The 23,783-nt window shown below is 60.6% G+C and carries 22 protein-coding genes; 8 read left to right on the top strand and 14 right to left on the bottom strand.

Features of this window, described 5'->3' with window-relative positions:
• Positions 1 to 17: 17 nt before the first annotated feature.
• From C5L13_RS00985 to C5L13_RS01015, 7 genes are all read right to left on the bottom strand, one after another.
• Entirely contained in the window at positions 18 to 347 is a 330-nt protein-coding gene (locus tag C5L13_RS00985; protein WP_105381402.1) for an L-rhamnose mutarotase, read from the bottom strand.
• 10 nt (positions 348 to 357) lie between these two features.
• The gene (locus C5L13_RS00990; protein ID WP_105381403.1) at positions 358 to 1,365 is read right to left on the bottom strand and encodes a zinc-binding alcohol dehydrogenase family protein; all 1,008 of its coding nucleotides are present in this window, start codon (positions 1,363 to 1,365) and stop codon (positions 358 to 360) included.
• Positions 1,366 to 1,369: 4 nt separating this feature from the next.
• Positions 1,370 to 2,188 (bottom strand): amidohydrolase family protein, encoded by an 819-nt coding sequence (locus C5L13_RS00995; RefSeq protein ID WP_105381404.1) that lies wholly within the window; start codon positions 2,186 to 2,188, stop codon positions 1,370 to 1,372.
• Positions 2,189 to 2,191: 3 nt separating this feature from the next.
• On the bottom strand, positions 2,192 to 3,205 hold the full coding sequence (locus C5L13_RS01000; RefSeq protein WP_105382022.1) for an aldo/keto reductase: 1,014 nt from the start codon (positions 3,203 to 3,205) through the stop codon (positions 2,192 to 2,194).
• Positions 3,206 to 3,280: 75 nt separating this feature from the next.
• Positions 3,281 to 4,225 (bottom strand): ABC transporter substrate-binding protein, encoded by a 945-nt coding sequence (locus tag C5L13_RS01005; protein WP_105381405.1) that lies wholly within the window; start codon positions 4,223 to 4,225, stop codon positions 3,281 to 3,283.
• 96 nt (positions 4,226 to 4,321) lie between these two features.
• Complete coding sequence (locus tag C5L13_RS01010) at positions 4,322 to 5,350, bottom strand: ABC transporter permease (RefSeq protein WP_105381406.1); 1,029 nt, start codon at positions 5,348 to 5,350, stop codon at positions 4,322 to 4,324.
• On the bottom strand, positions 5,334 to 6,938 hold the full coding sequence (locus C5L13_RS01015) for a sugar ABC transporter ATP-binding protein (RefSeq protein WP_245423201.1): 1,605 nt from the start codon (positions 6,936 to 6,938) through the stop codon (positions 5,334 to 5,336). Before C5L13_RS01015 ends, C5L13_RS01010 begins: the two co-directional genes overlap by 17 nt.
• A gap of 249 nt (positions 6,939 to 7,187) precedes the next feature.
• Between C5L13_RS01015 and C5L13_RS01020 the strand changes: the two genes are divergently transcribed.
• Both C5L13_RS01020 and C5L13_RS01025 read left to right on the top strand, forming a co-directional pair.
• Positions 7,188 to 7,889, top strand: a complete 702-nt coding sequence (locus C5L13_RS01020) for a FadR/GntR family transcriptional regulator (RefSeq protein WP_105381407.1) — start codon at positions 7,188 to 7,190, stop codon at positions 7,887 to 7,889.
• Between the two features lie 27 nt (positions 7,890 to 7,916).
• On the top strand, positions 7,917 to 9,449 hold the full coding sequence (locus tag C5L13_RS01025) for a UxaA family hydrolase (RefSeq protein ID WP_105381408.1): 1,533 nt from the start codon (positions 7,917 to 7,919) through the stop codon (positions 9,447 to 9,449).
• 21 nt (positions 9,450 to 9,470) lie between these two features.
• Here the strand turns inward: C5L13_RS01025 and C5L13_RS01030 are convergent, their stop codons facing one another.
• Positions 9,471 to 10,706: an OpgC family protein gene (locus tag C5L13_RS01030; RefSeq protein ID WP_105381409.1), complete on the bottom strand. Its 1,236-nt coding sequence runs from the start codon at positions 10,704 to 10,706 to the stop codon at positions 9,471 to 9,473.
• Positions 10,707 to 10,903: 197 nt separating this feature from the next.
• Positions 10,904 to 14,419, bottom strand: a complete 3,516-nt coding sequence (locus C5L13_RS01035) for a hybrid sensor histidine kinase/response regulator (RefSeq protein ID WP_105381410.1) — start codon at positions 14,417 to 14,419, stop codon at positions 10,904 to 10,906.
• Positions 14,420 to 14,613: 194 nt separating this feature from the next.
• Here C5L13_RS01035 and mscL point away from each other — a divergent pair, with 194 nt between their 5' ends.
• From mscL to C5L13_RS01060, 5 genes are all read left to right on the top strand, one after another.
• Complete coding sequence (mscL, locus tag C5L13_RS01040) at positions 14,614 to 15,033, top strand: large conductance mechanosensitive channel protein MscL (RefSeq protein ID WP_105381411.1); 420 nt, start codon at positions 14,614 to 14,616, stop codon at positions 15,031 to 15,033.
• Between the two features lie 113 nt (positions 15,034 to 15,146).
• The gene (locus C5L13_RS01045) at positions 15,147 to 16,316 is read left to right on the top strand and encodes a pyridoxal phosphate-dependent aminotransferase (protein WP_105381412.1); all 1,170 of its coding nucleotides are present in this window, start codon (positions 15,147 to 15,149) and stop codon (positions 16,314 to 16,316) included.
• Positions 16,317 to 16,472: 156 nt separating this feature from the next.
• Positions 16,473 to 17,507 carry a UDP-glucose 4-epimerase GalE gene (gene galE / locus C5L13_RS01050; protein ID WP_105381413.1) on the top strand — a complete coding sequence of 345 codons (1,035 nt, stop codon included), beginning with the start codon at positions 16,473 to 16,475 and terminating at the stop codon, positions 17,505 to 17,507.
• A 112-nt stretch (positions 17,508 to 17,619) separates the two neighbouring features.
• Positions 17,620 to 17,946, top strand: coding sequence for a hypothetical protein (locus C5L13_RS01055; protein WP_105381414.1), 327 nt, complete (start codon positions 17,620 to 17,622; stop codon positions 17,944 to 17,946).
• A gap of 121 nt (positions 17,947 to 18,067) precedes the next feature.
• Positions 18,068 to 18,835 (top strand): polysaccharide deacetylase family protein, encoded by a 768-nt coding sequence (locus tag C5L13_RS01060; RefSeq protein WP_105381415.1) that lies wholly within the window; start codon positions 18,068 to 18,070, stop codon positions 18,833 to 18,835.
• A 74-nt stretch (positions 18,836 to 18,909) separates the two neighbouring features.
• Here C5L13_RS01060 and C5L13_RS01065 read toward each other — a convergent pair whose 3' ends face one another.
• From C5L13_RS01065 to C5L13_RS01075, 3 genes are all read right to left on the bottom strand, one after another.
• Positions 18,910 to 19,308 (bottom strand): DUF1236 domain-containing protein, encoded by a 399-nt coding sequence (locus tag C5L13_RS01065; protein WP_105381416.1) that lies wholly within the window; start codon positions 19,306 to 19,308, stop codon positions 18,910 to 18,912.
• Between the two features lie 63 nt (positions 19,309 to 19,371).
• The gene (locus tag C5L13_RS01070) at positions 19,372 to 19,560 is read right to left on the bottom strand and encodes a hypothetical protein (protein WP_105381417.1); all 189 of its coding nucleotides are present in this window, start codon (positions 19,558 to 19,560) and stop codon (positions 19,372 to 19,374) included.
• A 22-nt stretch (positions 19,561 to 19,582) separates the two neighbouring features.
• On the bottom strand, positions 19,583 to 20,380 hold the full coding sequence (locus C5L13_RS01075) for a DUF1236 domain-containing protein (protein WP_105381418.1): 798 nt from the start codon (positions 20,378 to 20,380) through the stop codon (positions 19,583 to 19,585).
• Positions 20,381 to 20,906: 526 nt separating this feature from the next.
• Here C5L13_RS01075 and C5L13_RS01080 point away from each other — a divergent pair.
• Positions 20,907 to 21,482 carry a hypothetical protein gene (locus C5L13_RS01080; protein WP_245423202.1) on the top strand — a complete coding sequence of 192 codons (576 nt, stop codon included), beginning with the start codon at positions 20,907 to 20,909 and terminating at the stop codon, positions 21,480 to 21,482.
• On the opposite strand, the gene C5L13_RS01085 is transcribed toward C5L13_RS01080, so the two are convergent.
• Together C5L13_RS01085 and C5L13_RS01090 are read right to left on the bottom strand one after the other, a co-directional pair.
• Complete coding sequence (locus C5L13_RS01085; RefSeq protein WP_105381419.1) at positions 21,462 to 22,124, bottom strand: LuxR C-terminal-related transcriptional regulator; 663 nt, start codon at positions 22,122 to 22,124, stop codon at positions 21,462 to 21,464. The genes C5L13_RS01080 and C5L13_RS01085 overlap by 21 nt on opposite strands.
• A complete protein-coding gene (locus tag C5L13_RS01090) occupies positions 22,124 to 23,524 on the bottom strand; it encodes a sensor histidine kinase (protein ID WP_105381420.1) in 1,401 nt (466 codons plus the stop codon). The genes C5L13_RS01085 and C5L13_RS01090 overlap by 1 nt, the downstream gene beginning before the upstream one ends.
• Positions 23,525 to 23,783: the final 259 nt, after the last annotated feature.

The raw sequence follows: 23,783 nt of genomic DNA on the forward strand, positions 1-23,783 counted from the left end.
CTCTTTGGCGGCCGGCGTCAGTCATGATGAAAGACTTCTTCCATCATCGCCCACCATTCACCTTCCTTGCGACTTTCGAGCGGCCTCTGGCAAGGGATTGTGAAGGACCACCATTCCTGATTCTTCGGATCGGCAGCGATCTTTGCCATGTCGGCTTCGAAATCGACACCGTGATATTCCCAGGTGCCGAACAAAAGGTTCTCCGGCTCCCGCAGGAAGATCGTGTAGTTGCGGATGTTGGACCGGCTGATGAGATCGAGGATTTCCGGCCAGACCGCGGCATGCAGCCGCTTGTATTCGGCAACCATTCCCGGCTCGACGCCGATGACCATGCCCATTCTTTGCATGCCGACCCCCTCAGACTTCTACCAGCGCCTTGACCACACCGGCCGAAGGATCGGTCAGTCCGGCAAAGCGTTCGGGAACTTCGGACAAAGCCATTCGATGGGTTATCAGGGCATCGGGAACCTGCCCGGCGCGCATGGCCTGCATCACGCGCTCGAAATCCGCCCGCGTGGCGTTGCGGCTGCCGAGCAACGAGGTTTCGCGCTTGTGGAATTCCGGGTCGGAGAAGCTGATGTCGCTCGAGACGATCGAGACGAGCACATAGGTGCCGCCATGGCCGACGAAACCGAAGCCGCGCTCCATAGCCTTCGGATTGCCGGTGGCGTCGAAGACCACATCGAAGAAGTCGCCATCAGTCGCGGCAGAAAGTTGCTCCGCGTCGCCGTCACCAAGCGTGACGGTGGAGGAGATGCCGAGATGCCGGCTGGCGAATTCGAGCCGGTCGGCACGGCTGTCGATGATGGTGACGTCGCCGCCGTCGAGCTGGGCAAAAATCGCCACCGACAGTCCGATCGGGCCCGCCCCCACGACAAGCACCTTCTGGCCGGATTGCACCCGCGCGCGGGTTATCGCATGGGCCCCGATTGCCAGGAATTCCACCATCGCGGTCTGGTCGAGCGAAAGGCCTTCCGCCTTGAGGACGAATTCCTCCGGCAGGCTCAGATATTCCGTCATGCCGCCGTCGCGATGGACGCCGAGTACGCCGATATTGCGGCAGCAGTTTGTCTTGCCCTTGAGACAAGCGCTGCAGCGGCCGCAGGAAATATAAGGGATGATCGACACGGTATCGCCGGGCGAGAGCCGGCTTCCGGCCGGTGCCTCTTCCACGGTTGCCGCGAGCTCATGGCCCATGACACGCGGGTAGGAAAGATAGGGCTGATTGCCGGTGAAGATGTGAAGGTCCGTGCCGCAGACGCCGATACGCCGGAGTTTTAATAGAACTTCACTCTCTCCACGAACCGGTTTTGGACGGTCGATGGCACTGAGCTTGCCGGGTTCGTCACAGATTATTGTCAGCATTCACTTACACTCCAAGCCGGTAGAAGCGGTTGGCATTGCCACGGAAAACCGCCGCATGATGTTCGGCAGGCACGATATCCAGGCATTGACCGAGCCAAGCTCCATAATTGCCCGCCAGCCGGAGAACCGGCCAGTCGCTCCCCCAGATCACCCGTTCCGGTCCGAAGAGATCGAGGATCGTTTCGGCATAGGGGCGTACGGCCTGCGGCTTCTGGTCGCCTGCTTCGGTCAGCAGGCCGGAAAGCTTGCAATGGACGTTCGGCAGTTCGGCGAGCGCCTTCATGCGGGCATACCAGCCGATAAACCGGCCCTCCGCGATAGGAGGCTTGGCGCCGTGGTCGATCACGATCGGTAGGCCGGGGTGGCGGCGGGCGAAAGCCAGCAGTGGCTCCAGATGACGTGGAAAGACGAGCGCATCGAAAGCGAGACCGTGCTCGATCATCGCCGTGACGGCGGAATCGAGCACAGGATCGTTGATCCATCGATCGTCGGCGATATCCTGCAGCATCGGCCGGAAGCCCTTGAGCTTCGGATGCTGCGCCAGCCGGGCGATATTGGAAGCAGCATCGGCGGACTTCATATCCGTCCAGCCGACCACGCCGAGAATGAAGGGCGTGCGGTCCGCGAGGTCCAGCATGAAAACTGTATCTGTCTCGCTCTCCATGGTCTGCACCAGCACTGTCCCATCCAAGCCGGCCTGATCAAGCAGCGGCTTGATATCTTCCGGCATGAAGTCGCGGTGAATGGCGGCGAGTTCCGGCGGGGGCCATTGGCCCGTCCGGTCCGCGATCCGCCAGAAATGCTGGTGTGCGTCGATCCGCATGGCTCAGGCGCCTTCGCGCGGGACAGGTGCGCCTTCGGCGATCAATCCGCGCTCCTTCAGGCGCCGCCAGAAGGACGTCGGGATCTCTTCCGCGAACCAGTCGACGTTCGACTTGATCTGATCCGCAGTGCGTGCTCCTGAAACCACCGTTATCGCCGCAGGATGCGCCAGGGGAAACTGCAGTGCGGCCGCCTGAAGGGAAACGCCTTCCTCCCGGCATGTGGCTTGCAGTTCGTCCACCCGGGCAAGAATATCGGCAGGCGCCTCGGTGTAGTTGAACTTCTTGTTGCCGGCGAGCAGGCCGGAATTGAAGGGACCGGCAACCACGATGCCGACGCCGAGTTTGGTGCACTCGTCCATGAAGGCAAGGCTCTGCTGTTCCAGCAACGTATAACGGCCGGCAAGCATGGCGACGTCGATGTCGAAGACCTGCATGGCGTCGCGGATGATTTCCCACTCGTTGACGCCGAGGCCGACCGCCTTGGTCAGGCCCTCATCTCGCAGTTTTCCGAGCGCACGAAAACCGCCGCCGTCGGTCAGTTGCTGCCAATAGTGCTGGTGTTTGTCTCCATGCGTCATGCTGCCGATATCGTGGATGTAGAGGATGTCGGGCTTCAGGATGCCGAGACGCTGCTGGCTCGCCTCGAACGAGCGCATGATGCCGTCATGGGTGTAGTCGTAGATAGGGCGGAACGGCAGCGGTTCGACATAGCCATCCTCTTCCGGGCCGATGGTTTCGTCCGGCGTCATGACGCGCCCGACCTTGGTGCTGAGGACATAGTCGTCGCGTGGCAGGTCGGTCAGCATCGTGCCGAGCCGACGCTCGGAGCGGGTGAAGCCGTAGAATGGGGCGGTGTCGTAATAGCGGATGCCGGCGTCCCAGGCAGCCTTGAAGGCGCCCGCCGACTCCTCGTAGGACGTCTTTCGGTAGAGATTGCCCATCTGGGCGCAGCCAAGACCCATAAGGGTGATTTCGACCGGGCGGCGGGGCAGGGCTCGTTTTTCGGCGACCTTCATCAATATGACCTTGAGCAATCGACTGACTAAAGGGAGCACGCGCCATTTGCGACGCGTGCCCAGGCGGGGGGAGGGTTAATAGAGAACGTTCTTGGCTTCCGGCTTTTCGATATTGTCCTTGGTGACGACCACGACCCCGGTATCGACGAACTTCTCGACCTTTTCCTTGTTCACGGCCTTGAGCACGGTCTGAACGCCGAGTTCGCCCATCTGGAACGAACCCTGGACGGCGATCCCGGCAAGCGTTCCGTCCTTCACGAATTCCTGCAGGTCCTGATTTCCGTCGAAGCCGATCGCGACCACCTTGCCGGCCTTGCCCGATTGCTTCAGCGCGCGGCCCATGCCGATCGCGGTCGGCTCGTTGGCGCCGAAGATGCCCTTGAGGTCGGCATTGGCGGCCAGCACGTCGGTCGTCTGGTTGAGCGCGGTCGCCATCTGGGACTGCGAGTAGAACGGCCCGACGATCTGAAGCTTGGAGTTCGCCTTGATGTAGTCGGTAAAGCCGCCGACCCGGCCGATCTCGGAACCGGCACCCGCGACATAGGACATGACCGCGATCTTGCCTTCCTTGCCGACCTTGTCGATCAGCGCCTTGGCGGCGAGCTCGCCGGCCTTCTTGTTGTCGGTCGCGAGGAACGACTGGTAATATTGCTCCGAGCCCTTGGAGAGCATGGAGTCGATGATGACGACCGGGATGCGAGCCTCCCATGCCTTCTTCACGGCAGGCACCAGCGCGTCCGGATCGGAAGGCGCCAGCACGATGCCCGAAACCTTACGGTTGACGGCGTTCTCGACCATGTTGACCTGATCGGCGATCGCCGATTCCGCGGCCGGACCCTGGAAGGTCAGGGTGTTGCTGCCTCCGCCGGCCTTCATGGCGGCGTCGGCGCCCTTCTGAACATTCTGCCAGAAGGTGGAATTGACGGTCTTGACGATGACGGCGATTTCGCCGGCCTGGGCCATCGAGGCCGCGCTAAGGGCGATTGCGGATGTCAGCAGTGCGGCAGCAAGCTTTTTCATTGTATTCCTCCTCTTGTTAATTGGCCTGACCGGCCGGTTTCAGGAGAGCTCCTCGCTCTCTTGACAGTGTCGCGGCAAAGGACCGCGTGTTCTTTCTCAGCGGCGGTTGCGCAACTGGTCGATCCAGACGGTGACCAGGATGACGAGGCCGATGATGATCTGCTGTGTGAAGGCCGAGACGCCGTTCATGTTCAATCCGTTGCGAAGGATGCCGATGACGAACGCGCCGATCGCGGTGCCCGAAATCGTGCCGACTCCTCCGATCAGCGAGGTGCCGCCGATCACGGCACTGGCGATGGCGTCGAGTTCGTACATGACACCCTCGTTCGGCTGGGCGGTCACGAGCCGCGACATCAGCACGCAGCCGGTAAGGCCCGCGAGCGTGCCGGAGAGCACATAGGTGAAGCTGACGATGCGGCTGACATTGACGCCTGAGAGACGGGCGGCATCGGGGTTCGACCCGACGGCATAGATATGCCGGCCGAGAACGGAGCGGTTCAGCATGAAGGAGACGGCGACCGCGATCACCACCATCAGGATGACCGGATAGGGAATGCCCGGGAAAATCACCGTCGGGAAGCCGTCGTCACCGATATTCACGACGCGCAGGAAGGAGCCGTTGCCGAGTTCGCCGAAGGATTCGCCAAGGCCGGAAACCGCCCGCGCGCCGGTGATCTGGAGCGCGACACCGCGGGCGATCAGCATCATGCCGAGCGTTGCGATGAAGGGCGGCAGTCTCAGGCGCGTTACCACGAAACCGTTGATCCAGCCGCAGAGCGATCCCGTCAGGATACCGATGATCATGCCGAGCCAGATCGGCGTTCCGTAATCCTTGACGGCGAGCGCCGCGACGACGCCGGAGAGAGCCAGGACCGAACCTACAGACAGATCGATGCCGCCGGTGATGATCACGCAGGTGGCGCCGATGCCGAGAAGCGCAATCGAAGTTACCTGCAGGGCAACGGTCATCCCGTTGTCGATGGTGAAGAAGGCGCTGCTCGTGAACGAGAAAACGGAGATCAGCACGAACAGACTGCCGAGCGCGGCGAACTTCTGGATGACGTCCTTCTGCCGGTCGCTCAGCGAGACGCTCTTCTGCTTGGAAACTTCAGTGATCTCTGCCATGTCTTTCCTCATTCCGCCGGCCATAACCGGAGGCGTATCGCATGATCTCTTCCTGGTCGGTCTTCTTCGTTTCCAGGACGCCGGTGATGCGGCCCTGGTGGAAAACCGCGACGCGGTCGGTCATGCCCAATATTTCCGGTAGTTCGGAACTGATCAGCACGACGCCGATGCCTTCGGCCGCGAGCTCGTCCATGATCCGGTAGATGGCAAGCTTCGCGCCGACGTCGATGCCGCGGGTAGGCTCGTCGAAGAACAGCACCTTCGATTTGCGGAACAGCCACTTGCCGATGATGATCTTCTGCTGGTTGCCGCCGGAGAGCAGCCGGACCGGTTGCTTGATCGACGGCGTGCGGATGTTCAAGAGATCGATATATTCCTTGGCGATCCGGGCATGTTTGCCGAAGTCGATCAGCCCGAAGCCGTTGGACACCGCCTCCATGTTGGCGAGCGTCATGTTGACGTCGACCGGCATCTTGATGGCAAGGCCCTGAGCTTTCCGGTCTTCCGAGAGATAGGCGATGCCGGCAGCGATGGCGTCGCGTGGCGATGTGATCGATAGGGTCTGACCGTGCAGCGTGACCGTGCCGGCATCGAGCGGATCGGCGCCGAAGATGGCGCGGGCGACTTCCGTACGCCCGGCGCCCATCAGGCCGGCAAAGCCGAGGATCTCGCCGCGGCGCAAAGTGAAGGAGACGTCGCGGAAGACGCCGGCGCGCGAAAGACCTTCGGCGCTGAGGATGATCTCGTCGCTCGGGACGGACGTCCGGTCCGGAAATTTTTCCTCCAGCGACCGGCCGACCATCTTCGAGACGATCGCGTCGATGCTGGTGGCGCCGAAGTCGTCGGTGGCGATGTAGCGGCCGTCGCGGAGCACGGTAACCCGGTCGACGATCTCCGCCATTTCGTCCAGCCGGTGCGAGATATAGACGATGCCGACGCCGGATGCCTTCAGGTCGCGGATCACCTTGAAGAGAAGCCGCGTCTCCTGTTCGGTGAGCGAGGAGGTCGGCTCGTCCATGATCAGCACTTCGGCGTCGAGCGAGAGCGCCTTGGCGATCTCCACCATCTGACACTGGGCGACCGACAGACCGCGCACCGGGGCAGCCGGGTTGATGTCGACGCCAAGCCGGTCGAGACAGCGCTTTGCGTCGGCGCGCAGCTTCTTGCGGTCGACGAGGAAACCGCGGCGCGGTTCACGGGCGAGATAGATGTTTTCGGCGACCGAGAGATGCGGGACGAGGTTGAGTTCCTGATGGATGATGGCGATGCCGGCAGCTTCGGACTCGCGCGTCGACGAGAAGTGACGTTCCTCACCCTTGTAGACGATCGTGCCGCCGCTCGGCTGGTAGACGCCGCTGATGATCTTCATCAGGGTCGATTTGCCGGCACCATTTTCGCCGCAGACCGCATGGACCTCGCCAGGGCGAAGATCGAAATGCACGTTGGACAGCGCCCGGACGCCGGGGAATTCCTTGCTGATATTGTCGAGGCGAAGCAGAAATCCTGCATTCGAAGCCGGCAAGCCGCTCGTGGACGTCGTGGCGACGCCGAGAACGCTTCCGCGGGGCTCTACCGGCCGGCTTTCCATGATCTCCTCCCTAGGACTGAATAGCCCGATCTGCCCTCGGCTCCTCCCAAGGGCGTTCCATAATGCGTAAACCTGCCGTCGAAACTGGTCAAGCCAATTTTTGTGGCTTTGACGGAAGGGTCACTATTTCTGGAGAGCCCTGTGGCGTTGCTGTCAGAAAAACACTTAAAATTCAATGATATGATTTGTGCCTTGCTCTCCTCGGTTTCCGTAGTTATGGTAAGGCCGCATTCTCAAGGTAGTGAAACCATGAACGGATTCATCAAGGCAGCGGAACCGCGCCGGCTGTATCAGCAGATCGCCGATCAGATCCGGTCGCTCATTCAGGGCGGGCATTTTCCGATCGGCACGAGGCTGCCGGCGGAACGGGATCTCGCCCAGCAGCTCGGCGTGTCGAGGCCCTCTTTGCGTGAAGCCCTGATTGCACTTGAAATCGACGGAAGCGTCGAGATCCGCATGGGATCGGGCATTTATGTGACGGCCGAGCCGGACCGCCGGCAATGGCAGGCCGGTTCCATGGGCGAAAGCCCGCTGGAACTGATGCAGGCTCGCGCCGCAGTCGAAGGGGCGGTCATAGTGTTGGCCGCGTCGAAGATTACCGCTGAAGGGCTGAAGTCGCTGCGCCAGACGCTGGGCCAGATGCAGGCTGAAATTGCCGAGGGTCGAAAGCCGCTCGACCTTGATCGCCTGTTCCATCTGACGATCGCCAATCAGTCGGGAAATACGGTGCTGGCGCACATTGTCGGCGATCTGTTCGACGAGAGGCACAGCCCGCTCTCGGCTCAAATTCGGGCGCGCTACGAAACGCCTGAAACCTGGAGTTCGGCGCTCGCCGAGCACGAGGCGATTTACGCCGCACTGGAAGCGCGCAATCCGCTGCTCGCCCAGGCCATGATGCATGCGCATCTGGAAGAATCGAAGCAGCGGTGGATGAACAACGAGGCCCGCTGAAGACTGGCGCCTTGGGAGGAGCAAGACATGAACGAGGCGGTTTCGCCAATCATCATCCTGAACCCGATCGACGATGTGGGCGTGGCGCGCAAGCCGATGCAGGCTGGCGGGTCCACCGGCTATCGTGACCTGGTGGCGCGCGAACTGATCGGGCGCGGTCACAAGGTGGCGATCAAGCCCATCCCGGCCGGCCACGAGGTCAAGAAATACGGCCAGGTGATCGGGATCGCCACGCAGGATATTCAAGCCGGCAGCCATGTGCATCTGCACAACCTCGCCATGCTGCCATCGGAGCACGAGCATCAGTTCAGCGTCGATATCGAGGAAAAGGGGATGCTGCCGGAAGCCGAGCGGCGCACGTTCCTCGGTTATGATCGCGGTCTGGGCGGGGCAGGGACACGCAATTTTATCGGCATCATCTCCTCGGTGAACTGTTCCGCCACGGTGTCGCGCTACATCGCCGACTACTTCAACCGCATGGGCGGGCTGGAAGGCTTTCCGAATGTCGATGGCGTGGTGGCGCTGACGCATGGCGGCGGTTGTGCCCTAAATACCAAGTCGGAGGGCTATCGGCTGCTCATCCGCACCATTCAGGGCTATGCGAAGCATCCGAATTTTGGCGGCATCCTGATGATCGGTCTCGGCTGCGAGACGAACCAGATCGCGCCGATCCTCGAACACTACCGCATGGAAGAGGGTGACCGCCTTCGCACCATGACGATCCAGCAGCATGGCGGTACAAAGAAGACCATCGACGCAGCGATCGCCATCATCAAGGAAATGCTGCCGGGCGTGAATGCCGCAAAGCGTACGCCGCAGCCATTGTCGAAGCTGAAGCTGGCGCTCGAATGTGGCGGCTCGGATGGCTATTCCGGCATTTCCGCCAACCCGGCTCTGGGTTATGCTTCCGATCTCATCGTCCGCAACGGCGGCACGACGGTGCTTTCCGAAACGCCGGAAATCTACGGCGCCGAACATTTGCTGACCCGTCGTGCGGTGACGCCGGACGTTGCCCAGAAGCTGCTGCAGCGGATCGACTGGTGGCGAGACTATACGGCCCGCAACGGCGACGAGCTCAACAACAACCCCTCCCACGGCAACAAGCTCGGTGGCCTGACCACGATCCTGGAAAAATCTCTCGGTGCCGTCGCCAAGGGCGGTTCGATGCCGTTGAAGGCGGTTTACGAGTTTGCAGAAACCGTAACAGACCAGGGCTTCGTCTTCATGGATACGCCCGGTTACGACCCCGTGGCGGTAACCGGACAGGTGGCAGGCGGCTGCAATGTCATCTGTTTCACCACCGGTCGCGGCTCGGTTTCGGGCTTCAAGCCGGCGCCCTGCATCAAGATCGCCACAAACTCCGAAATGTACGAGCACATGAAGGAGGACATGGACTTGAACTGTGGCGGCATCGTCACCGGAGAGGAGACGATCGAGGAGGCGGGGAGGCGGATTTTCGAGGATGTGATCGCGGTCGCGTCAGGAAAAAAGACACTCAGCGAAATCTACGACTACGGCGACAACGAATTCGTTCCGTGGCAGGTCGGGGCGGTGACCTGAGCCACCACCCCGTCGGTTCTGCTATCGAAGTACCATCTGCTGAGGCCGAGCTGGTTGCGACTGCTGGGCCTTGACCGGTTGCGGAGCCGGCGTTGCGCCAAACAGCTTGTCGCGTTCGCGCCAGAGGGCGGGGACCGACAGGAGGCCGATCGACACGAGAGCAATTGCCGTTTTGGTGATCTCGTTGAGTTCGGGCGAACGTCCGTCGAAATAGTAGACGAAGTAGACGATCGCGACGTGCCACACGTAGACATAGAGCGAGTGGCGGCCGAGCAGCTGCAGATACTTCAGCGAGAAGACCCAGGTGATCGCGGCGGCGATGCGGCGTACCCATGCGGCCTTGTGCTTCGGACCGGCAACGATCAGCCAGGTGACCAGCATTGCCATGGCAGCGAAGTTCAAGAGATAGACCGGGCCGAAGTCGGCGCGGATTTCCATCGAGGCGAACTTGCCGATCATATGCGGTGGCATCAGCTCATGCGCAGTGATGAGGCGAAGCGGCAGGAAGAAAAGCACCATCAGCAGGGCAGCCTTCGGAATGAAGGTGTTTTCCGGCGAAAGGATCTTCTTCCAGTCGATCTTGCCGGCCGATGTCAGTGCACCCAATACCAGAGCAGAATAGAAGACGATCTGCCAGCCGAGCAGGTTGAACGAGGCCCGGATACCCTGGTCGTCCGCGCCCATGATCGTTTCATGGATTGGGGTGGTGACGAGCTGCTGCAGGCCGAGCTGGGCCGCCATCCAGAGCATCACCGAGCCGGCAATGACATAGTGCCACTTGTCCTCGAGCACGAGCTTAACCAGCATCGGCGCAAACAGCATGTAGACGATGTATTGCGGCAGAATGTCCATGAAGGTCGGCTGATAGAAGAAAGTCGCGATCGCGGCGAGACGCAGCGGATCGTCGAAATTCGTGTAGCCGAGCCAGTTGAACCAGATGGTATAGGCGCCGGGCAGCAGCATCTGCGCCGCCAGCACAACCAGCACGATGCCCATGGCGTAGCGATAGAGCTCGAAGGCGCGGTTGTAGATGGCGGCACGGCCAGCCGCATAACCGCTCTTCATCATCTTCTTGGCATAGACCATGCCGATCAGCAGGCCGGACAGGAACACGAACCCCTGGGCATCTTCCACGAAGGCAAGCTGGTTGTGGTTGATCTTCACCAGGAAGTAGCCGCCGGCGAAGATGAGATGGTTCAGAACCATGAAAACGAGGAAATATCCTCGCATACCATCAATAATATCAAAGCGTTTCATCGGTCGCGGTCTCCGTCTCTGCCGGTCCCGATGGCTTGCGCCGGTGGGTCCGTAAGGCCTCTGCGGGCCAGGATGTCACGCGCCTAAACGCCGCAAAAAGCCGGACAGTTCCAGGCAAATCGACACGCTTAGACTCGATATATCGTAAACAGTGCGTGATGACCCCGCGATGAACGGCAGGTTGGGTTTTATTAAGGCTATTCGGCGGCGACGCGCTTGATGCTTGCAACCTGCGTGAGGTAGGCGCGCATGGCCGCGGGCCGGACGGGTTTGTGTTGTACCCCGATCTCGTGCCGCTCCGCTTCCGCACGGACTTCCGGCGTGCGGTCCGCCGTGATCACAAGAGCCGGGATCTCCGCCTTGTATTCCGCCCGCAGTTTGCGGATCGCATCGATGCCGTTTCCATCATCGAGATGGTAATCGGCGATGATGATCTCCGGCGGAGGCTCGCGGCGGGCAATGATGTCGTCGAGCGCCGCAATCGAATCCGCCTGGCCGACCGTGCAGCCCCAGCCGCTGATCAGCAGAGCCATGCCCTCGAGGATCCTCGGCTCGTTGTCGATGCAAAGAACGCGAAGCCCGTTGAGCGGCTGCGAACGGTGACGCCGCTCCGGCTGATCGCCGGCTCGCGACGCTTGCGGCACGGAAAGATCGATCGGCATTTCCACCCGGAAGCGTGTCCCGCGCCCCGGCGTCGACGAGAGCTGGACCGGATGGCTGAGGACACGGGAAATGCGGTCGACGATCGAGAGACCAAGGCCGAGGCCGGTCGCGGTTCGGGCACCCTCGTCGAGGCGGGCGAATTCCTTGAAGACGGTGCGGAACTTCGATGAGGGAATGCCGATACCGGAATCGAAGACCTCTATGACCACCTGATCGCCCCGGCGGCGGGCGCCAACCAGGACCTTGCCGTCGATCGTATACTTGATCGCATTGGAGACGAGGTTCTGCACCAGACGGCGCAGCAGATTGGCATCGGACCGAACGCGGAGCGATGTGGGCATAACCACGAATTTCAGCTGCTTCTCGCGCGCCATGGGCGCATAGTCGGTCTCGATCCGTTTCAAGAGATCATCGAGCGGGACCGATGTGAAGCGCGGCTTCATCGCCCCGGTATCCAGTCGCGAGATATCGAGAACCGCACCGAGAATGGTCTCGACGGATTCAAGCGCCGAGTCGATATTGCGTACCAGCGTACTGTCGGCGTCGGCGCCGCCGAGCCGCTCTACGAGAGCCGAAGAGTAAAGGCGGGCGGCATTGAGCGGCTGAAGAATATCGTGGCCCGCGGCGGCGAAGAAACGGGTCTTGCCGATATTGGCCTCGTCGGCGGAGGCGCGTGCCTCGGCGAGTTCGTGATTGACGCGGGTGAGTTCGGCGGTGCGTTCCCCGACGCGCTGCTCCAGGGTCTCATTCGCCTGTTTGAGTGCCTTGTCGGCGGCGACGCGTTCGGAAATATCCGTGAAGGTCGCGACTATTCCCTTGTCCGGCATGGCGTTGGAGCGAACTTCGATGATCCGCTCGCCGCCGTAGAGCACCAGGGAAAACGGCGCGTCGAGCGTATGGAACTGGCGGATCACTTCCGCCTTATCAGCGGCAGCGATGTCGCCCCGCTCCGAAAGAAGAGCGACGATATCTGCAAGCGGATAACCGACCTGACCAACCTGTTCGGGTAGGTCGAGGAGATTGCGGAACCGGCGGTTCCAGATGGTGAGCCTCTCGGAATTGTCGAAGACGGCAATGCCCTGATCCATCTGCGACAGTGCCGTCTGCAGCATGTCCTGATTGTACTGTAGCGCTTCGCTGGCCTGATCGAGCAGCCAGGCCGTATCGGCATTGGTGTCTTCCGCCTTCTGCAGGATGAGCGACAGGACGAGCCGCGCGGAGGACGAGCCGATCGCACTGCCGAGCAATTGCTCGGAGAAATGGATCATAGCCATGTCGGCAGGCTGTTCGTCGCCGAAGGTCCGGCCGGCGGTCCTTTCATAATTCGAGAAGGAGCGGTGCATGCGCTCCTCGCCGAGATAGCGGGCGATGGCGGCCTTGAGGTCCCCGACGCTGACGCGGGTTTTCCATCCGCGCGTGGCGAACTGCGAGCGCAGATGCCTTTTGACGAAGATGCCCGCCTGGATCCGCTCGACCGGCCGCGGGTTGCGGGACAAGGAGCCGAGGAGGAAGGCGAGCGTGTTGAGCGACAGGCTGAAGATGGTCGCATTGACGAGCGGATCGGTTTCCGGGCCTGAAAATATCGTCGTGCCTGGAAAGATGAAATTGAGGATCGCTGCGGCTACGTAGGAATTGTCCGGGCCGCCAAGGCTCGGGACAAAAAGCAGATAGGCCCAGGCGAGGAAGCCGAAGGACATGCCGAGGATCGCGCCGCGGGCATTGGCGCGCCGCCAGACGAGGCCGCCGAATAGGGCAGGCGCCACTTGAGCGATTGCCGCGAAGGCAAGCAGGCCGATAGAGGCAAGACCGGACTGGCTGTCGGCCATGCGGTAATAACCATATCCGAGGAGCAGCACCACGAAGATTGCCAGCCGCCGGATATTGAGGAGCGTTCTCGTGAAATCCATCCGCTGGCCGGAGCGGGCGGCCATCAGGCGCTGCCGGAGAAAGATCGGAATGATGATGTCGTTCGATACCATGATCGACAGGGCGACGGATTCGACGATCACCATCGCAGTCGCGGCGGAAAACCCGCCGATGAAGGCGATCAACGAAACGACCTGCAGTTCGCCGGTGAGCGGTAGCGTAAGGACATAGAGATCGGGGTCGCCGATACCGCCGAAGGTCACGAGGCCTGCCATCGCGGCCGGCAATACGAAGAGATTGATGGCGATCAGGTAGAGCGGCAGCAGCGTGCCGGCGACCTTGCGTTCGCGCGTGGTGCGGTTCTCGACCACCGTCACGTGGAATTGCCGCGGCAGCAGGATGATTGCAAAGGCGGATAGCCCGACCAGAACCAGCCAGCGGCTGAGCGGCGTCTCGTAGGCTAGAGCCGACTGGACCAGCAGGTTGTCGGAAGCCTTGGCAAGCAGGTCGGCGGGGCCATCGAACAGCACGAACAGAACGGAAAAACCGACCGTGACGAAGGCCGCCAACTTCACCACGGATTCCATAGCGACCGCCAGGATCAGCCCATCCTGATGCTCCGTCGCATCGGTATGCCGGGTGCCGAACATCACCGCAAAGCAGGCCATCAACAGCGTCACGATCAGTGCGAGGTCGATGAAATAGAGGTTGCCGCTGCCGATGCCGTAGTCGGACGGATTGACCACCGCGGCAACCGAACTCGACACCGCCTTGAGCTGCAGTGCAATATAGGGAACGGCACCGATAAGCGCGATGAATGCGACGATCATCGCCACGGTGGAGTTCTTCCCGTAGCGGGCGGCAATGAAATCCGCGACCGAAGTCAGCTTCTCCGCCTTGGCGAGATCGATGATCCGTCTGAGCAGAGGCATGCCGAGGGTAAAGGCCAGGATCGGGCCGATATAGATCCCGGTGAACTCCAGTCCTCTCTGGGAGGCCAGCCCGACGCCGCCGAAATAGGTCCAGGACGTGCAATAGATGGCAAGGCTGAGCGCATAGACGACCGGTCGGCCGTTCTTGGGCACGCCGAAGACACGGCTTCGCCGGTCGCCGTAGCTCGCCACCGCAAACAGCAGCAGCACATAGGCGAAAGCCGCAGCCAATATGATCCAGCCTGGAAGCATCGTTCCTCCCCGCAAGGAATTGCGGCAGCTTGAACATTAGGGGAAAAGCATGCGGTTGGAAATCGCGCCGCTCTCGGCAAAAAGTTCAATAGGCGGCCCGGTTCGGGCGTCTGGAAATTTCCGTCTTTTCCGACCGCCGGAACGCGCTATCTTCGGTGGCAGCGAAACCTGACAAGCCGGGGGTACATATGTCAATGATCAGTGAATTCCGCTCTTTCGTCGCCAAGGGCAATGTGATCGATCTCGCGGTCGGTATCATCATCGGCGGCGCCTTCACCGGAATCGTCAATTCCCTTGTGAACGACATCGTCATGCCGATCGTTGGTGCCATCACCGGCGGCGGGTTTGACTTCTCAAATTACTTCCTGCCTCTCTCGAGCAGCGTGACCGCGCCGACACTTGCGCAGGCTCGCGAACAGGGCGCCGTTTTTGCCTATGGCAGCTTCCTTACAGTATTCATCAATTTCCTCATTCTCGCCTGGGTCATTTTCCTGATGGTCAAGGCGGTGAACAGGATGCGCATGATGGAGGAGAAGAAACCGGCGGAGGCCGCTCCGCCGCCGGCCGATGTCCAGCTTCTGACCGAGATCAGAGACATCCTTCAATCGAAGTGATCCTTGATCACCTCTGGCTAAATCATCAGCGGAATCGATCGCCGGCTCACGGATTATCATGAGATTTTCGGGCTTTCCTGAGTTACATAGGGAAAAACACGCAGGAAGATTTCATGTCGATAGTAGCCAGCCTCAGCCCCCGCGCCGTCTCCGCGCCTGAAAGCGGAATCGTCGAGATCATCAACCATGCCCGTGGCCGGGAGGGTCTGATTCCGCTTTGGGCGGGGGAAGGGGATCTGCCGAGCCCGGACTTCATCAACCGGGCGGCAACCGATGCGCTGCTGGCCGGCGAGACATTCTACACCTGGCAGAGAGGTATTCCGGAACTTCGCCAGGCACTGTCCGACTATTATGCCAGGCATTTCGCCGTCAGCCTGACAGCCGAACATTTTTATGTGACCGGTTCGGGCATGCACGCGATCATGCTGGCGGTCCAAGCCATCACCTCGCCGGGCGACGAGATGATCTATCTGTCGCCGACCTGGCCGAACATCATCTCGGCAATCGACATTTCCGGTGCCCGTTCGGTTGGGCTTCCGCTCGATTTCATCGGCGGCCGCTGGTCACTCGATCTCGCCAAGCTGGAAGCGAGGATCACATCGAAGACAAAGGGCCTCTTCATCAACACGCCTTCGAACCCGACAGGATGGACGGCCACCCCCGATGATTTGAAGAATATCCTGGCGCTCGCGCGCAAGCACGGTCTTTGGATCGTCGCCGACGAAATCTACGCTCGTTATTATTACGGCGGCGCGGCGCGGGCTCCTTCCTTCCTCGACATCATGGAGGAAGGTGACCGGATCATCTTTGCAAATTCCTTCTCCAAAAACTGGTCGATGACGGGCTGGCGCGTCGGGTGGCTGGTGGCTCCGCCTGAAATGGGCCAGGTAATCGAAAACCTGGTGCAGTACTCGAATTCCGGCGTGGCGCAGTTCATGCAACGCGGAGCGGTCGTGGCTCTCAACGAGGGTGATGACTTCGTCCAGGAGAACATCGGCCGAGCGACAAAGGCTCGTGACATTCTCTGCGATGCTTTGATCGCTACCAATCGGGTTGAGACCTTGAAGCCGGAGGGCGCCTTGTACGCTTTCATGAAGGTGGACGGGATTACCGACAGCCGCAGGGCCGCGCTCGATATCGTCGACAAGATCGGTGTAGCGCTCGCACCGGGCTCTGCATTCGGCGAGGGAGGAGAGCTTTTCCTGCGCGCCTGCTTCCTGCGCAACTCGCAACAGGTCTCCGAGGCTGCCGGACGCCTTGCGGAATATATCATCCGGCTCTGAGCCGATTTGAGAGGAACCGATAAAATTTGAATGATCTGCTCAAGCGTAGGTTTGCCCTGACGCGAGATAAACCCGTCGCAAGTCGCGTCGGGTAAGTATTGCTGAAGCCCGGCCGTGGTTCTCTCCTGCCAAAGACAAGAGGCAGGGAAGAATAGCATGGCAGTTCTGGTGACAGGCGGTGCAGGTTACATCGGCAGCCACATGGCCTGGGCTTTGCTCGATGCCGGGGAAGAGGTCGTTGTCCTCGACAGGCTCTCGACGGGTTTCCGCTGGGCGGTTCCGGGCGAGGCGCGTTTTTATCTCGGCGATGTCGGCGACCGTGCGGTCCTTCAGCAGATCTTCACGGAAAACCACATCGACGCCATCCTGCATTTCGCGGGCTCCATCGTCGTGCCCCAGTCTGTCGCCCAGCCATTGGATTACTATGAAAACAACACGGGCAATACTCGATTGCTCGCGGCAGCCGCGGTCGAAGCCGGTATTCGTCATTTCGTCTTTTCATCCACCGCTGCCGTCTACGGAGACCAGAAGGACGACGCGCCTGTGCTCGAAAGCGCCTCGTTGCAGCCGAAAAATCCCTACGGCCAATCCAAGCTGATGTCGGAGATGATGCTCCGCGACGCCGCCATGGCTCACGACTTCTGGTTTGTGGCTCTTCGTTATTTCAACGTCGCCGGCGCGGATCCGCTTGGGCGGACGGGGCTGTCGACCGATGGCGCGACGCATCTCATCAAGATCGCCTGTGAGGCAGGGCTCGGCAAGCGGCGCGGGGTCGATGTTTACGGGACGGATTACCCGACGCCGGATGGTACGGGCATTCGTGACTACATTCACGTTTCCGATCTGGTGGACGCACATCTCAAGGCGCTGAGTTATCTGCGCCGTGGCGGCGAGCCCCTGATCGCCAATTGCGGATATGGCCGCGGTTACTCGGTCCTGGAGGTTCTGCAGACCGTCATGCGGGTCGGTGGTCGGAAATTCGAAATTCGCTTTGGCCCCCGCCGGCCCGGCGATGCTGCGAGCGTGGTCGCCAATTCGACGTTGGCCCGCCGGCTGCTCGACTGGACGCCGCGCCATGACAGCCTGGACCTCATCGTCGAGACGGCGATAGCCTGGGAAAGAGGCTTGGCTTCTCGAAAGGCCGAGGATCTTCGGTCTCTGCAGCACCGACTGGCTGCCGTCAGGTTCTAGGGTTCCACGAGAACACCAAAATTTTAACTGGAACCTCCTCCGCTTTCTTCGGTTGGGTCCGTGTAGGCAAAACAAACCTACCGGCTCAGCCGGTTTTTATGGAGGAATCCCAATGAATTCCAAGCTTTTTACTGTAGCCCTTCTCTCCCTCGGCTTGGCTACCAGCGCTTTCGCCCAATCGGGAACCGGCGGTGGGAACCTCGGTGCCGGTTCGAAGCAGCAGCAAGGCAGTGACGACGCCAACCGGGTATTGGATCCGAACGCCACCAACAGCACCACCGGCGGCAGCACGGGCAGCGGCACCGCCGACACCCGCACCAACTGCGCTCCGAACCTGAGGACCCAGGCCTCTGCTTCGACGCCAGACGCCACAGGCAGTGCTTCCACCTCGGCAGGAGAAGCTGGAGCCAATACGAATGGCCAGTCCAGCGACTGCTAAGTCACTAAACTTCGCTACGAAAAGGCCGGCATAGACCGGCCTTTTTTCTGTCGGGTCAGTTGGTCGCATGGAGATTTTAGGAATTTGGCGCTAGCGAGAGTCGTTCCAACGCCGGTATCTCATGCGCTGTCTCTTCTCTTTCCTGTTCCTTACGCTCCTGGTCTTTGCCGCGGGCGCCGAAAATCTGCCTGGCCGGCCAAGTGCACAGCAGGGTCCGAAATTGATCGAGCCCCGTCTGAACGTGGCGCGCTCCGGCAATGCAACCCGGCCTCGGGTGGCGCTGACCTTCGATGCCTGCATGGGCGAAGCGGACGAACGGATTCTCTCCGTTCTCGTGCGCGAAAGAATTCCCGCGACGATTTTTGTCACCGCTCGCTGGATCAGAAGAAACCCGCAGGCAGTGAACATCTTCCTGCAGAATCTCGATCTCTTCGAACTGGAAAACCACGGCCAAAACCATGTGCCTGCAGTGGATGTGCCAGCCTCCATCTATGGGATTGCGGCGGCCGGTTCGCCGGAAGCCGTCCGGCAGGAAGTGGCTGGTGGCGCGGAGGCGATGTTGGCAGCGGGTTTTGCCCAGCCGCATTGGTTCCGCGGCTCCACGGCAAAATACGATCTTTCCGCGATACGCCAGATTCGCGACATGGGATACCGGATCGCGGGCTATTCGTTGAATGGCGATGGCGGGTCCCTGCTCGATGCCAATACCGTCGAAAAACGTATTGCGGCAGCGAAGGATGGCGACGTGATACTGGCCCACATCAACCAGCCGACCCATGCGGCCGGCGAAGGCGTTTCGCACGCGCTTCTTACACTCAAGGGCAGAGGATTCGAGTTTGTTCGCCTCTCGGACGTGAGCGGGACCGGCGACGACGGCACCACCCATTAGCACCTGGGCTGAACTTGAACGGTAAAGAGGGGCGCGCAGGCCCCTCTTTGAATAGTCGTTCGATATTTTCAGTCCTAGCGGACGATCTGGACGACCGTACGGGTCTGCGGATCGACGATCACTCGCTGCTGGTTGACGACCGCATAGGAATATTGCGGAGAATCCGGAATGGGGGTCAACACGACGGCCGACGGGATCGGCTTGCCAACGACGATCCTTTCCTGCACGACGATCGGATCGGCCGGAAGCGGGGCCTGTTCGACATAGCTGACAACACGCTGCGGCGGCGGGTCGATCGCGGTACCGGCGATGGCGCCGACAACGCCGCCGACTGCTGCACCGACCGGGCCGCCCACGATTGCGCCGGTGACGGCGCCGCCGGCAGCGCCATTGACAGTGCCCTGCTGGGCCGAAGCGGCCGGAGCGAGCATGCCAAGGGCCATTGCGGAAAGAACGATGATTTTGGTATTCATGACAATTCTCCTTTGTTCGTTCGGGAATGGCTGTCTTGGGCCGCTTTCCCGGGATGGTCGGGCCTATTTCGTGACGGGTTCAAGCGCCTGGACTTTCGGCAGGCTCACGTCGATATTGACGTTTCTGTCTCCGAGATAACCGCTCGCATACAGAATAAACCCGCCAGTGATGACGACGATCAGGAGGATGGCGGCAACGGCCCAGCCGCCGCCGCTATCTCTGTTGATCACTGTAGGTTCGCGGTTTCTCATGGTTGGTTCCTACGAACGGGCGTTAGCCGGCCAGGATGTAGACGACCTCATGGGTCCTCGGCTCGACGATGATGATCCGGCCGTCGGCCAGCACGAAGTATTCGTAGCCGCGATAGGCAGGTACGATTTCGATGATACGCGGCGGCAGCGGATGGAATTCCACCGTGGTAGGCACGGCGACGCCGACACTCACATTGATGTCGATATCGACAGGCTCGACCTTGTTCTCGACGAGGATGCTGCGGATTTCCGTCCTCTGCTCCGTCGAGACATTGATGCTGCCCGTGGTTTCGTTCGAGGGAGCACTTGTCGCTGCCTGGTTCGAATCCTTCTTCTGTTCGGTATTGTTCTGGCCGGCGGTATCACTGGTTTTTGCAGCGTCCGACTCATTGCCTGCGGCGGTCGAATTGCCGCTCTGATCGGTCTGACCCGCGGGCTTCTGCTGCGCAGTATCGTCACTCCGCGGCTTCTTTGGATCGCTGCTTTCCGCATTCTGCGCGTCAGCCGGTTTTTGCTGGCCGGCACTTTCGCCCTTCGGCTTCACTTTAGGATCAGCGTCCTGGCTCTGCGCATTCTGGCTGCCGGCGTTTCCGGAGGCTGACGGCTGTTGCGTCGTGGCGCCCATATCCTGGGACTGACCCGCGGTACCGCTCTGTGGCGCCTTGGCATCCGAATCCTGCGCGCCGGAACCCTTACGGGGAAGGATGGGAGCGCCTGTACCGCTCTGGCTTTCCTGCGCGTACACGACTGCCGGCACCACCGACATTGTCGATCCGGCCAAAAGCGCAATCGCGAGCGTGCGTTTCATAAAGGCCTTCATGATGTTTCCTCTATTGTTTTTTGTGTATTTTCGTCTCCGAAGCTCCGCACGAGCCCCGATACGCTTGTTCAACTCCCTCTAAAGGACCGCGTTCCTGCCTTTGGGCTTCAGTCGGGTCGAGAAGGGACTTCAGTCCCACCGTCTCTGGGCCTTTTGTCCGATGGGCCGACGCAAAGGTCCAAGGGGGATGAAATCGCGGAACCATCGAGCTATCATACGGTTGGCTCGGAGCTTCTTCAGGAGGTTCCGCATGGACAACAGCGTGTTGCAGGCCCGGTGGCTGCTTATTCCCGTGGCTGGGCTTTTTATCGTCGTCACTGCGTTGGGGGCGCTCGCTGGTTAACGAGAAAAAGAATTTCAGGATTACTGCGCGACATCGGTCCCTTTCAGCGCAGAATCTGGCCCGCCGATCGTCACCAGACGACCGGCGGGCTTTTTGGCGAAATCGGAACAAGTGAGGAAATATCCGGTTTCATCGCTATGACGAAAGCGACAGATCTAAACCAAATAATGTCAGGAGTTTCAGATGGCCACGCGTAAGATCTCGGCCTTCGGCACGACATTTACGGCGATTGCCCTCGCCATCCTGCCGCTTCGGGTGGCGACCGATTCACATGGTCTGCCATGCCTGACTTCGCTGGCTGCCTCGGCTCAAGATGACAACGGTGGCGGCAATGGCAATGGCGGCGGTAACGGCAACGATGGTGGCAACGGGAACGGTAACGGGAACGATAGTGGCAATTCCGGAAGTAACGGAAACGGCTCAGGAAACGGAAACGGTTCCGAAAACGGTGGTGGAGCCAGCAATGGAAATGGAAACGGGAATGGCTCGTCGGCCGGTTCCGCTCAGGGTGCCGGAACGAGTGCCGGATCCGCGTCGGCGACTACCCCTTCGGCAAGTAAATCGGCGCCGGCCTCGTCGAGGGCCGCCGAGGTTCGGGTGGATCCCCGTAGTTCCTCGATCACGGTCCGCCACGGCAACGGCGCGACAGAAAAGCTTTCCGGCGGCCGTTACGAGATGCGCGATTCCCGTTCGAGGACGATCGTCAACCGCGCTGCCACGCCGTCCGATGCTTCGCGCCTAAAGTCGTTCGGCCGTTGAGCGCTGATCCGTGGCGTCGCGAAGAGTGAGCGCCGCTTCCGTCCGGTTGGACACTTTCAGCTTCGACAGGATCCGGGTCATGTGGTGCTTGACGGTTTTCTCGTGAAGGTCGAGTTCGCGTGCCACCCTTTTGTTGCTGAGGCCCGAAGCGACCAGGGTTAGCACTTCCTGCTCGCGCTCCGTCAGTTCCGCCAGCGGATCGGGTTTTTCACTTTCCGCCGGCGCAGAGAGGCCGGCGATAAGCTTGGCGGAAAGAGCCGGCGATACATAGCTTTCGCCGGATGCGACGGTCATAACCACATCGGCAAGCGCTCTCGATCCCACGCCTTTCAGGACATATCCTTTTGCGCCGAGCTTGATCGCCTTGGCGATGTCGTCGCTTGCTTCCGAGACGGTGAGCACGACGATTTTCAGCCAAGGACAGATATCGAGCGCTTCGGCAATCGCATCAAGGCCGTTTCCGGGCATGGAAATATCCATCAGCATGACGTCGGGACATATCTCTCGCACGATGCGTATGGCATCGTCCCTCGATCCACCTTCTCCAACCATTTCCAAGCCTTCGATTTCACCGAGGCTGCGGGTCACGCCCTCCCGAAATAAAGGGTGGTCGTCAACAACGGCAATTTTGACTGCTGTCATCAGGCCTGCTCCATTTCCTGCACGTTCAGGGACATCCTGACCCTGGTTCCGTTTTTCGATGTAGAAATCTCGAATGTGCCGCCGAGGCTCTCGATCCGCTCCCTGAGACCTGCGAGCCCCAGTCCCTCCGGACGCGCCATCGCCGGATCGAAGCCCGGACCTCTGTCGGAGACCTCGATCACCACATTGCTGTTCTCGAATGTCTGTCGCACGCTTTGGCCGACGCCGCCGCCATGCCGAAAGCCGTTATTAAGGGCTTCCTGAACAAACCGATAGATGCAGATCTTTGCCGCAGGAGAAAGTGGATGCCGGATCTCCGATATCGATAGAGCGACGTCCGAGCCGGTTCGCTGACGATGCGCCGTTACGGCGCGGGAAAGCACGTCCGGCAGTTCCGCCGCTTCGATCTGCGGCAGGACGAGGCCGCTGCAGATGCTGCGGATCTCGTCCATGGCTTCGTCCAGCCGCGCCTTGATGGTCGAGACCTCTTCTTCGCGGGTGCTGGGCGGAGTGGCCGGATCGGTAAGTACCCTGCTATCCACCCGTAAGGCAGCATAGGCGACGAGCTGTGCGGGGCCGTCATGCAGGTCGGCGCCGAGACGGCGCAGATAGCTTTCATTAAGTGCGGTCGCCCGCCGCGAGGCGCGCTGCGCGCGGGCATGCAGCGCCCTGTTTTGTGAAAGTAGTTCCGAAAGCTCGGCCACCCGTTGGGTCAAGGCCTGCCGCTGATTGTCGATGATGCGGCTTCCGCGAAATACGATCGCCGAGAGGATAAGGAAGAAAGCCACCGTGACGCCTGCGACCGCAAGCCAGCTCCTCAGTTGCGCCTGATGGAGGCTGGTTTCAAAATCCTGGGCAGCTTCATAAAACTCGGAAACCGCCACGACCTCGCCCGACCAGGGCTGGAGGATAGGGTTGTAGATTTCGAGAAGGGGAATGCCCTTCGAGCGCTCGAATTCGCTTTCCAGATCCTCGACCGGCCCATATTGCGCTACCATCTGACCGGAAAATGCCGCTTTCAGATCGCCGCTGGGCTCGAACCGCTTGCCGATCATGCTCTTGTCTGTGGCATAAAGGAGCGTTCCGTCGTTGCGCCAGAGCCGGAAGGATATGACCTTGCCGCCCAGCGCACCCTGCCCAAAGGTCTCGTCCAGCGCTCGGGTGGTCACGTCATCGAGTGTCTTGCTGGTTTTCATGTCGGGGAGCAGCGGTGCGATAATGCTGTCGACGTAGAGCGCCGTCGACGCGGCGGAATTGCGGGTTACGGCAGCTTCGATGAGGCTGGTGACGTAAGCTCCGACAAGCAGCATGGCGCAGAAGGAGACGAGCCCGCCCGCGAGAAGAAATTGCCTGGCAAGCGATTGATCGTTCCAGTGATTGAGAATTCCACTTATCCGCACGAGACACCGGTCATCGTTCAATCGTGATGGCGCAAAGAACGCCGATGCCCCGCAACGCGCGAAGGCCCAACTTGTTGCATAGGTCGGTGGAGGATTCTGCCGTGCAAGGCTGGGGAAGAACAGGAAGGCAATTTCAAATGCTCATCGCTGGTCCGGACGATAGGAAGTCATCTTTCCGGAGAGAAATGGTGCTGCTAGAGAGATTTGAATTTTCTCAGATCTCAATGCGACCACATAAAAATCAACGGCTTAAGTTGCG

The sequence above is a fragment of the Neorhizobium alkalisoli genome (genome assembly GCF_002968635.1).
GTDB lineage: Bacteria > Pseudomonadota > Alphaproteobacteria > Rhizobiales > Rhizobiaceae > Neorhizobium > Neorhizobium alkalisoli.

Excerpts from the sequence above, each read along its gene's own strand:
- C5L13_RS01010 (WP_105381406.1), bottom strand. The coding sequence starts at position 5,350 with ATGGCAGAGATCACTGAAGTTTCCAAGCAGAAGAGCGTCTCGCTGAGC.
- C5L13_RS01030 (WP_105381409.1), bottom strand. The coding sequence starts at position 10,706 with ATGAAACGCTTTGATATTATTGATGGTATGCGAGGATATTTCCTCGTT.
- C5L13_RS01015 (WP_245423201.1), bottom strand. The coding sequence starts at position 6,938 with ATGGAAAGCCGGCCGGTAGAGCCCCGCGGAAGCGTTCTCGGCGTCGCC.
- C5L13_RS01085 (WP_105381419.1), bottom strand. The coding sequence starts at position 22,124 with ATGACAGCAGTCAAAATTGCCGTTGTTGACGACCACCCTTTATTTCGG.
- C5L13_RS01035 (WP_105381410.1), bottom strand. The coding sequence starts at position 14,419 with ATGCTTCCAGGCTGGATCATATTGGCTGCGGCTTTCGCCTATGTGCTG.
- galE (WP_105381413.1), top strand. The coding sequence starts at position 16,473 with ATGGCAGTTCTGGTGACAGGCGGTGCAGGTTACATCGGCAGCCACATG.
- C5L13_RS01000 (WP_105382022.1), bottom strand. The coding sequence starts at position 3,205 with ATGAAGGTCGCCGAAAAACGAGCCCTGCCCCGCCGCCCGGTCGAAATC.
- C5L13_RS01055 (WP_105381414.1), top strand. The coding sequence starts at position 17,620 with ATGAATTCCAAGCTTTTTACTGTAGCCCTTCTCTCCCTCGGCTTGGCT.
- C5L13_RS01080 (WP_245423202.1), top strand. The coding sequence starts at position 20,907 with ATGGCCACGCGTAAGATCTCGGCCTTCGGCACGACATTTACGGCGATT.
- C5L13_RS01065 (WP_105381416.1), bottom strand. The coding sequence starts at position 19,308 with ATGAATACCAAAATCATCGTTCTTTCCGCAATGGCCCTTGGCATGCTC.
- C5L13_RS00990 (WP_105381403.1), bottom strand. The coding sequence starts at position 1,365 with ATGCTGACAATAATCTGTGACGAACCCGGCAAGCTCAGTGCCATCGAC.
- C5L13_RS01005 (WP_105381405.1), bottom strand. The coding sequence starts at position 4,225 with ATGAAAAAGCTTGCTGCCGCACTGCTGACATCCGCAATCGCCCTTAGC.
- C5L13_RS00985 (WP_105381402.1), bottom strand. The coding sequence starts at position 347 with ATGCAAAGAATGGGCATGGTCATCGGCGTCGAGCCGGGAATGGTTGCC.
- C5L13_RS00995 (WP_105381404.1), bottom strand. The coding sequence starts at position 2,188 with ATGCGGATCGACGCACACCAGCATTTCTGGCGGATCGCGGACCGGACG.
- C5L13_RS01070 (WP_105381417.1), bottom strand. The coding sequence starts at position 19,560 with ATGAGAAACCGCGAACCTACAGTGATCAACAGAGATAGCGGCGGCGGC.
- C5L13_RS01060 (WP_105381415.1), top strand. The coding sequence starts at position 18,068 with ATGCGCTGTCTCTTCTCTTTCCTGTTCCTTACGCTCCTGGTCTTTGCC.
- C5L13_RS01020 (WP_105381407.1), top strand. The coding sequence starts at position 7,188 with ATGAACGGATTCATCAAGGCAGCGGAACCGCGCCGGCTGTATCAGCAG.
- C5L13_RS01025 (WP_105381408.1), top strand. The coding sequence starts at position 7,917 with ATGAACGAGGCGGTTTCGCCAATCATCATCCTGAACCCGATCGACGAT.
- mscL (WP_105381411.1), top strand. The coding sequence starts at position 14,614 with ATGATCAGTGAATTCCGCTCTTTCGTCGCCAAGGGCAATGTGATCGAT.
- C5L13_RS01075 (WP_105381418.1), bottom strand. The coding sequence starts at position 20,380 with ATGAAGGCCTTTATGAAACGCACGCTCGCGATTGCGCTTTTGGCCGGA.
- C5L13_RS01045 (WP_105381412.1), top strand. The coding sequence starts at position 15,147 with ATGTCGATAGTAGCCAGCCTCAGCCCCCGCGCCGTCTCCGCGCCTGAA.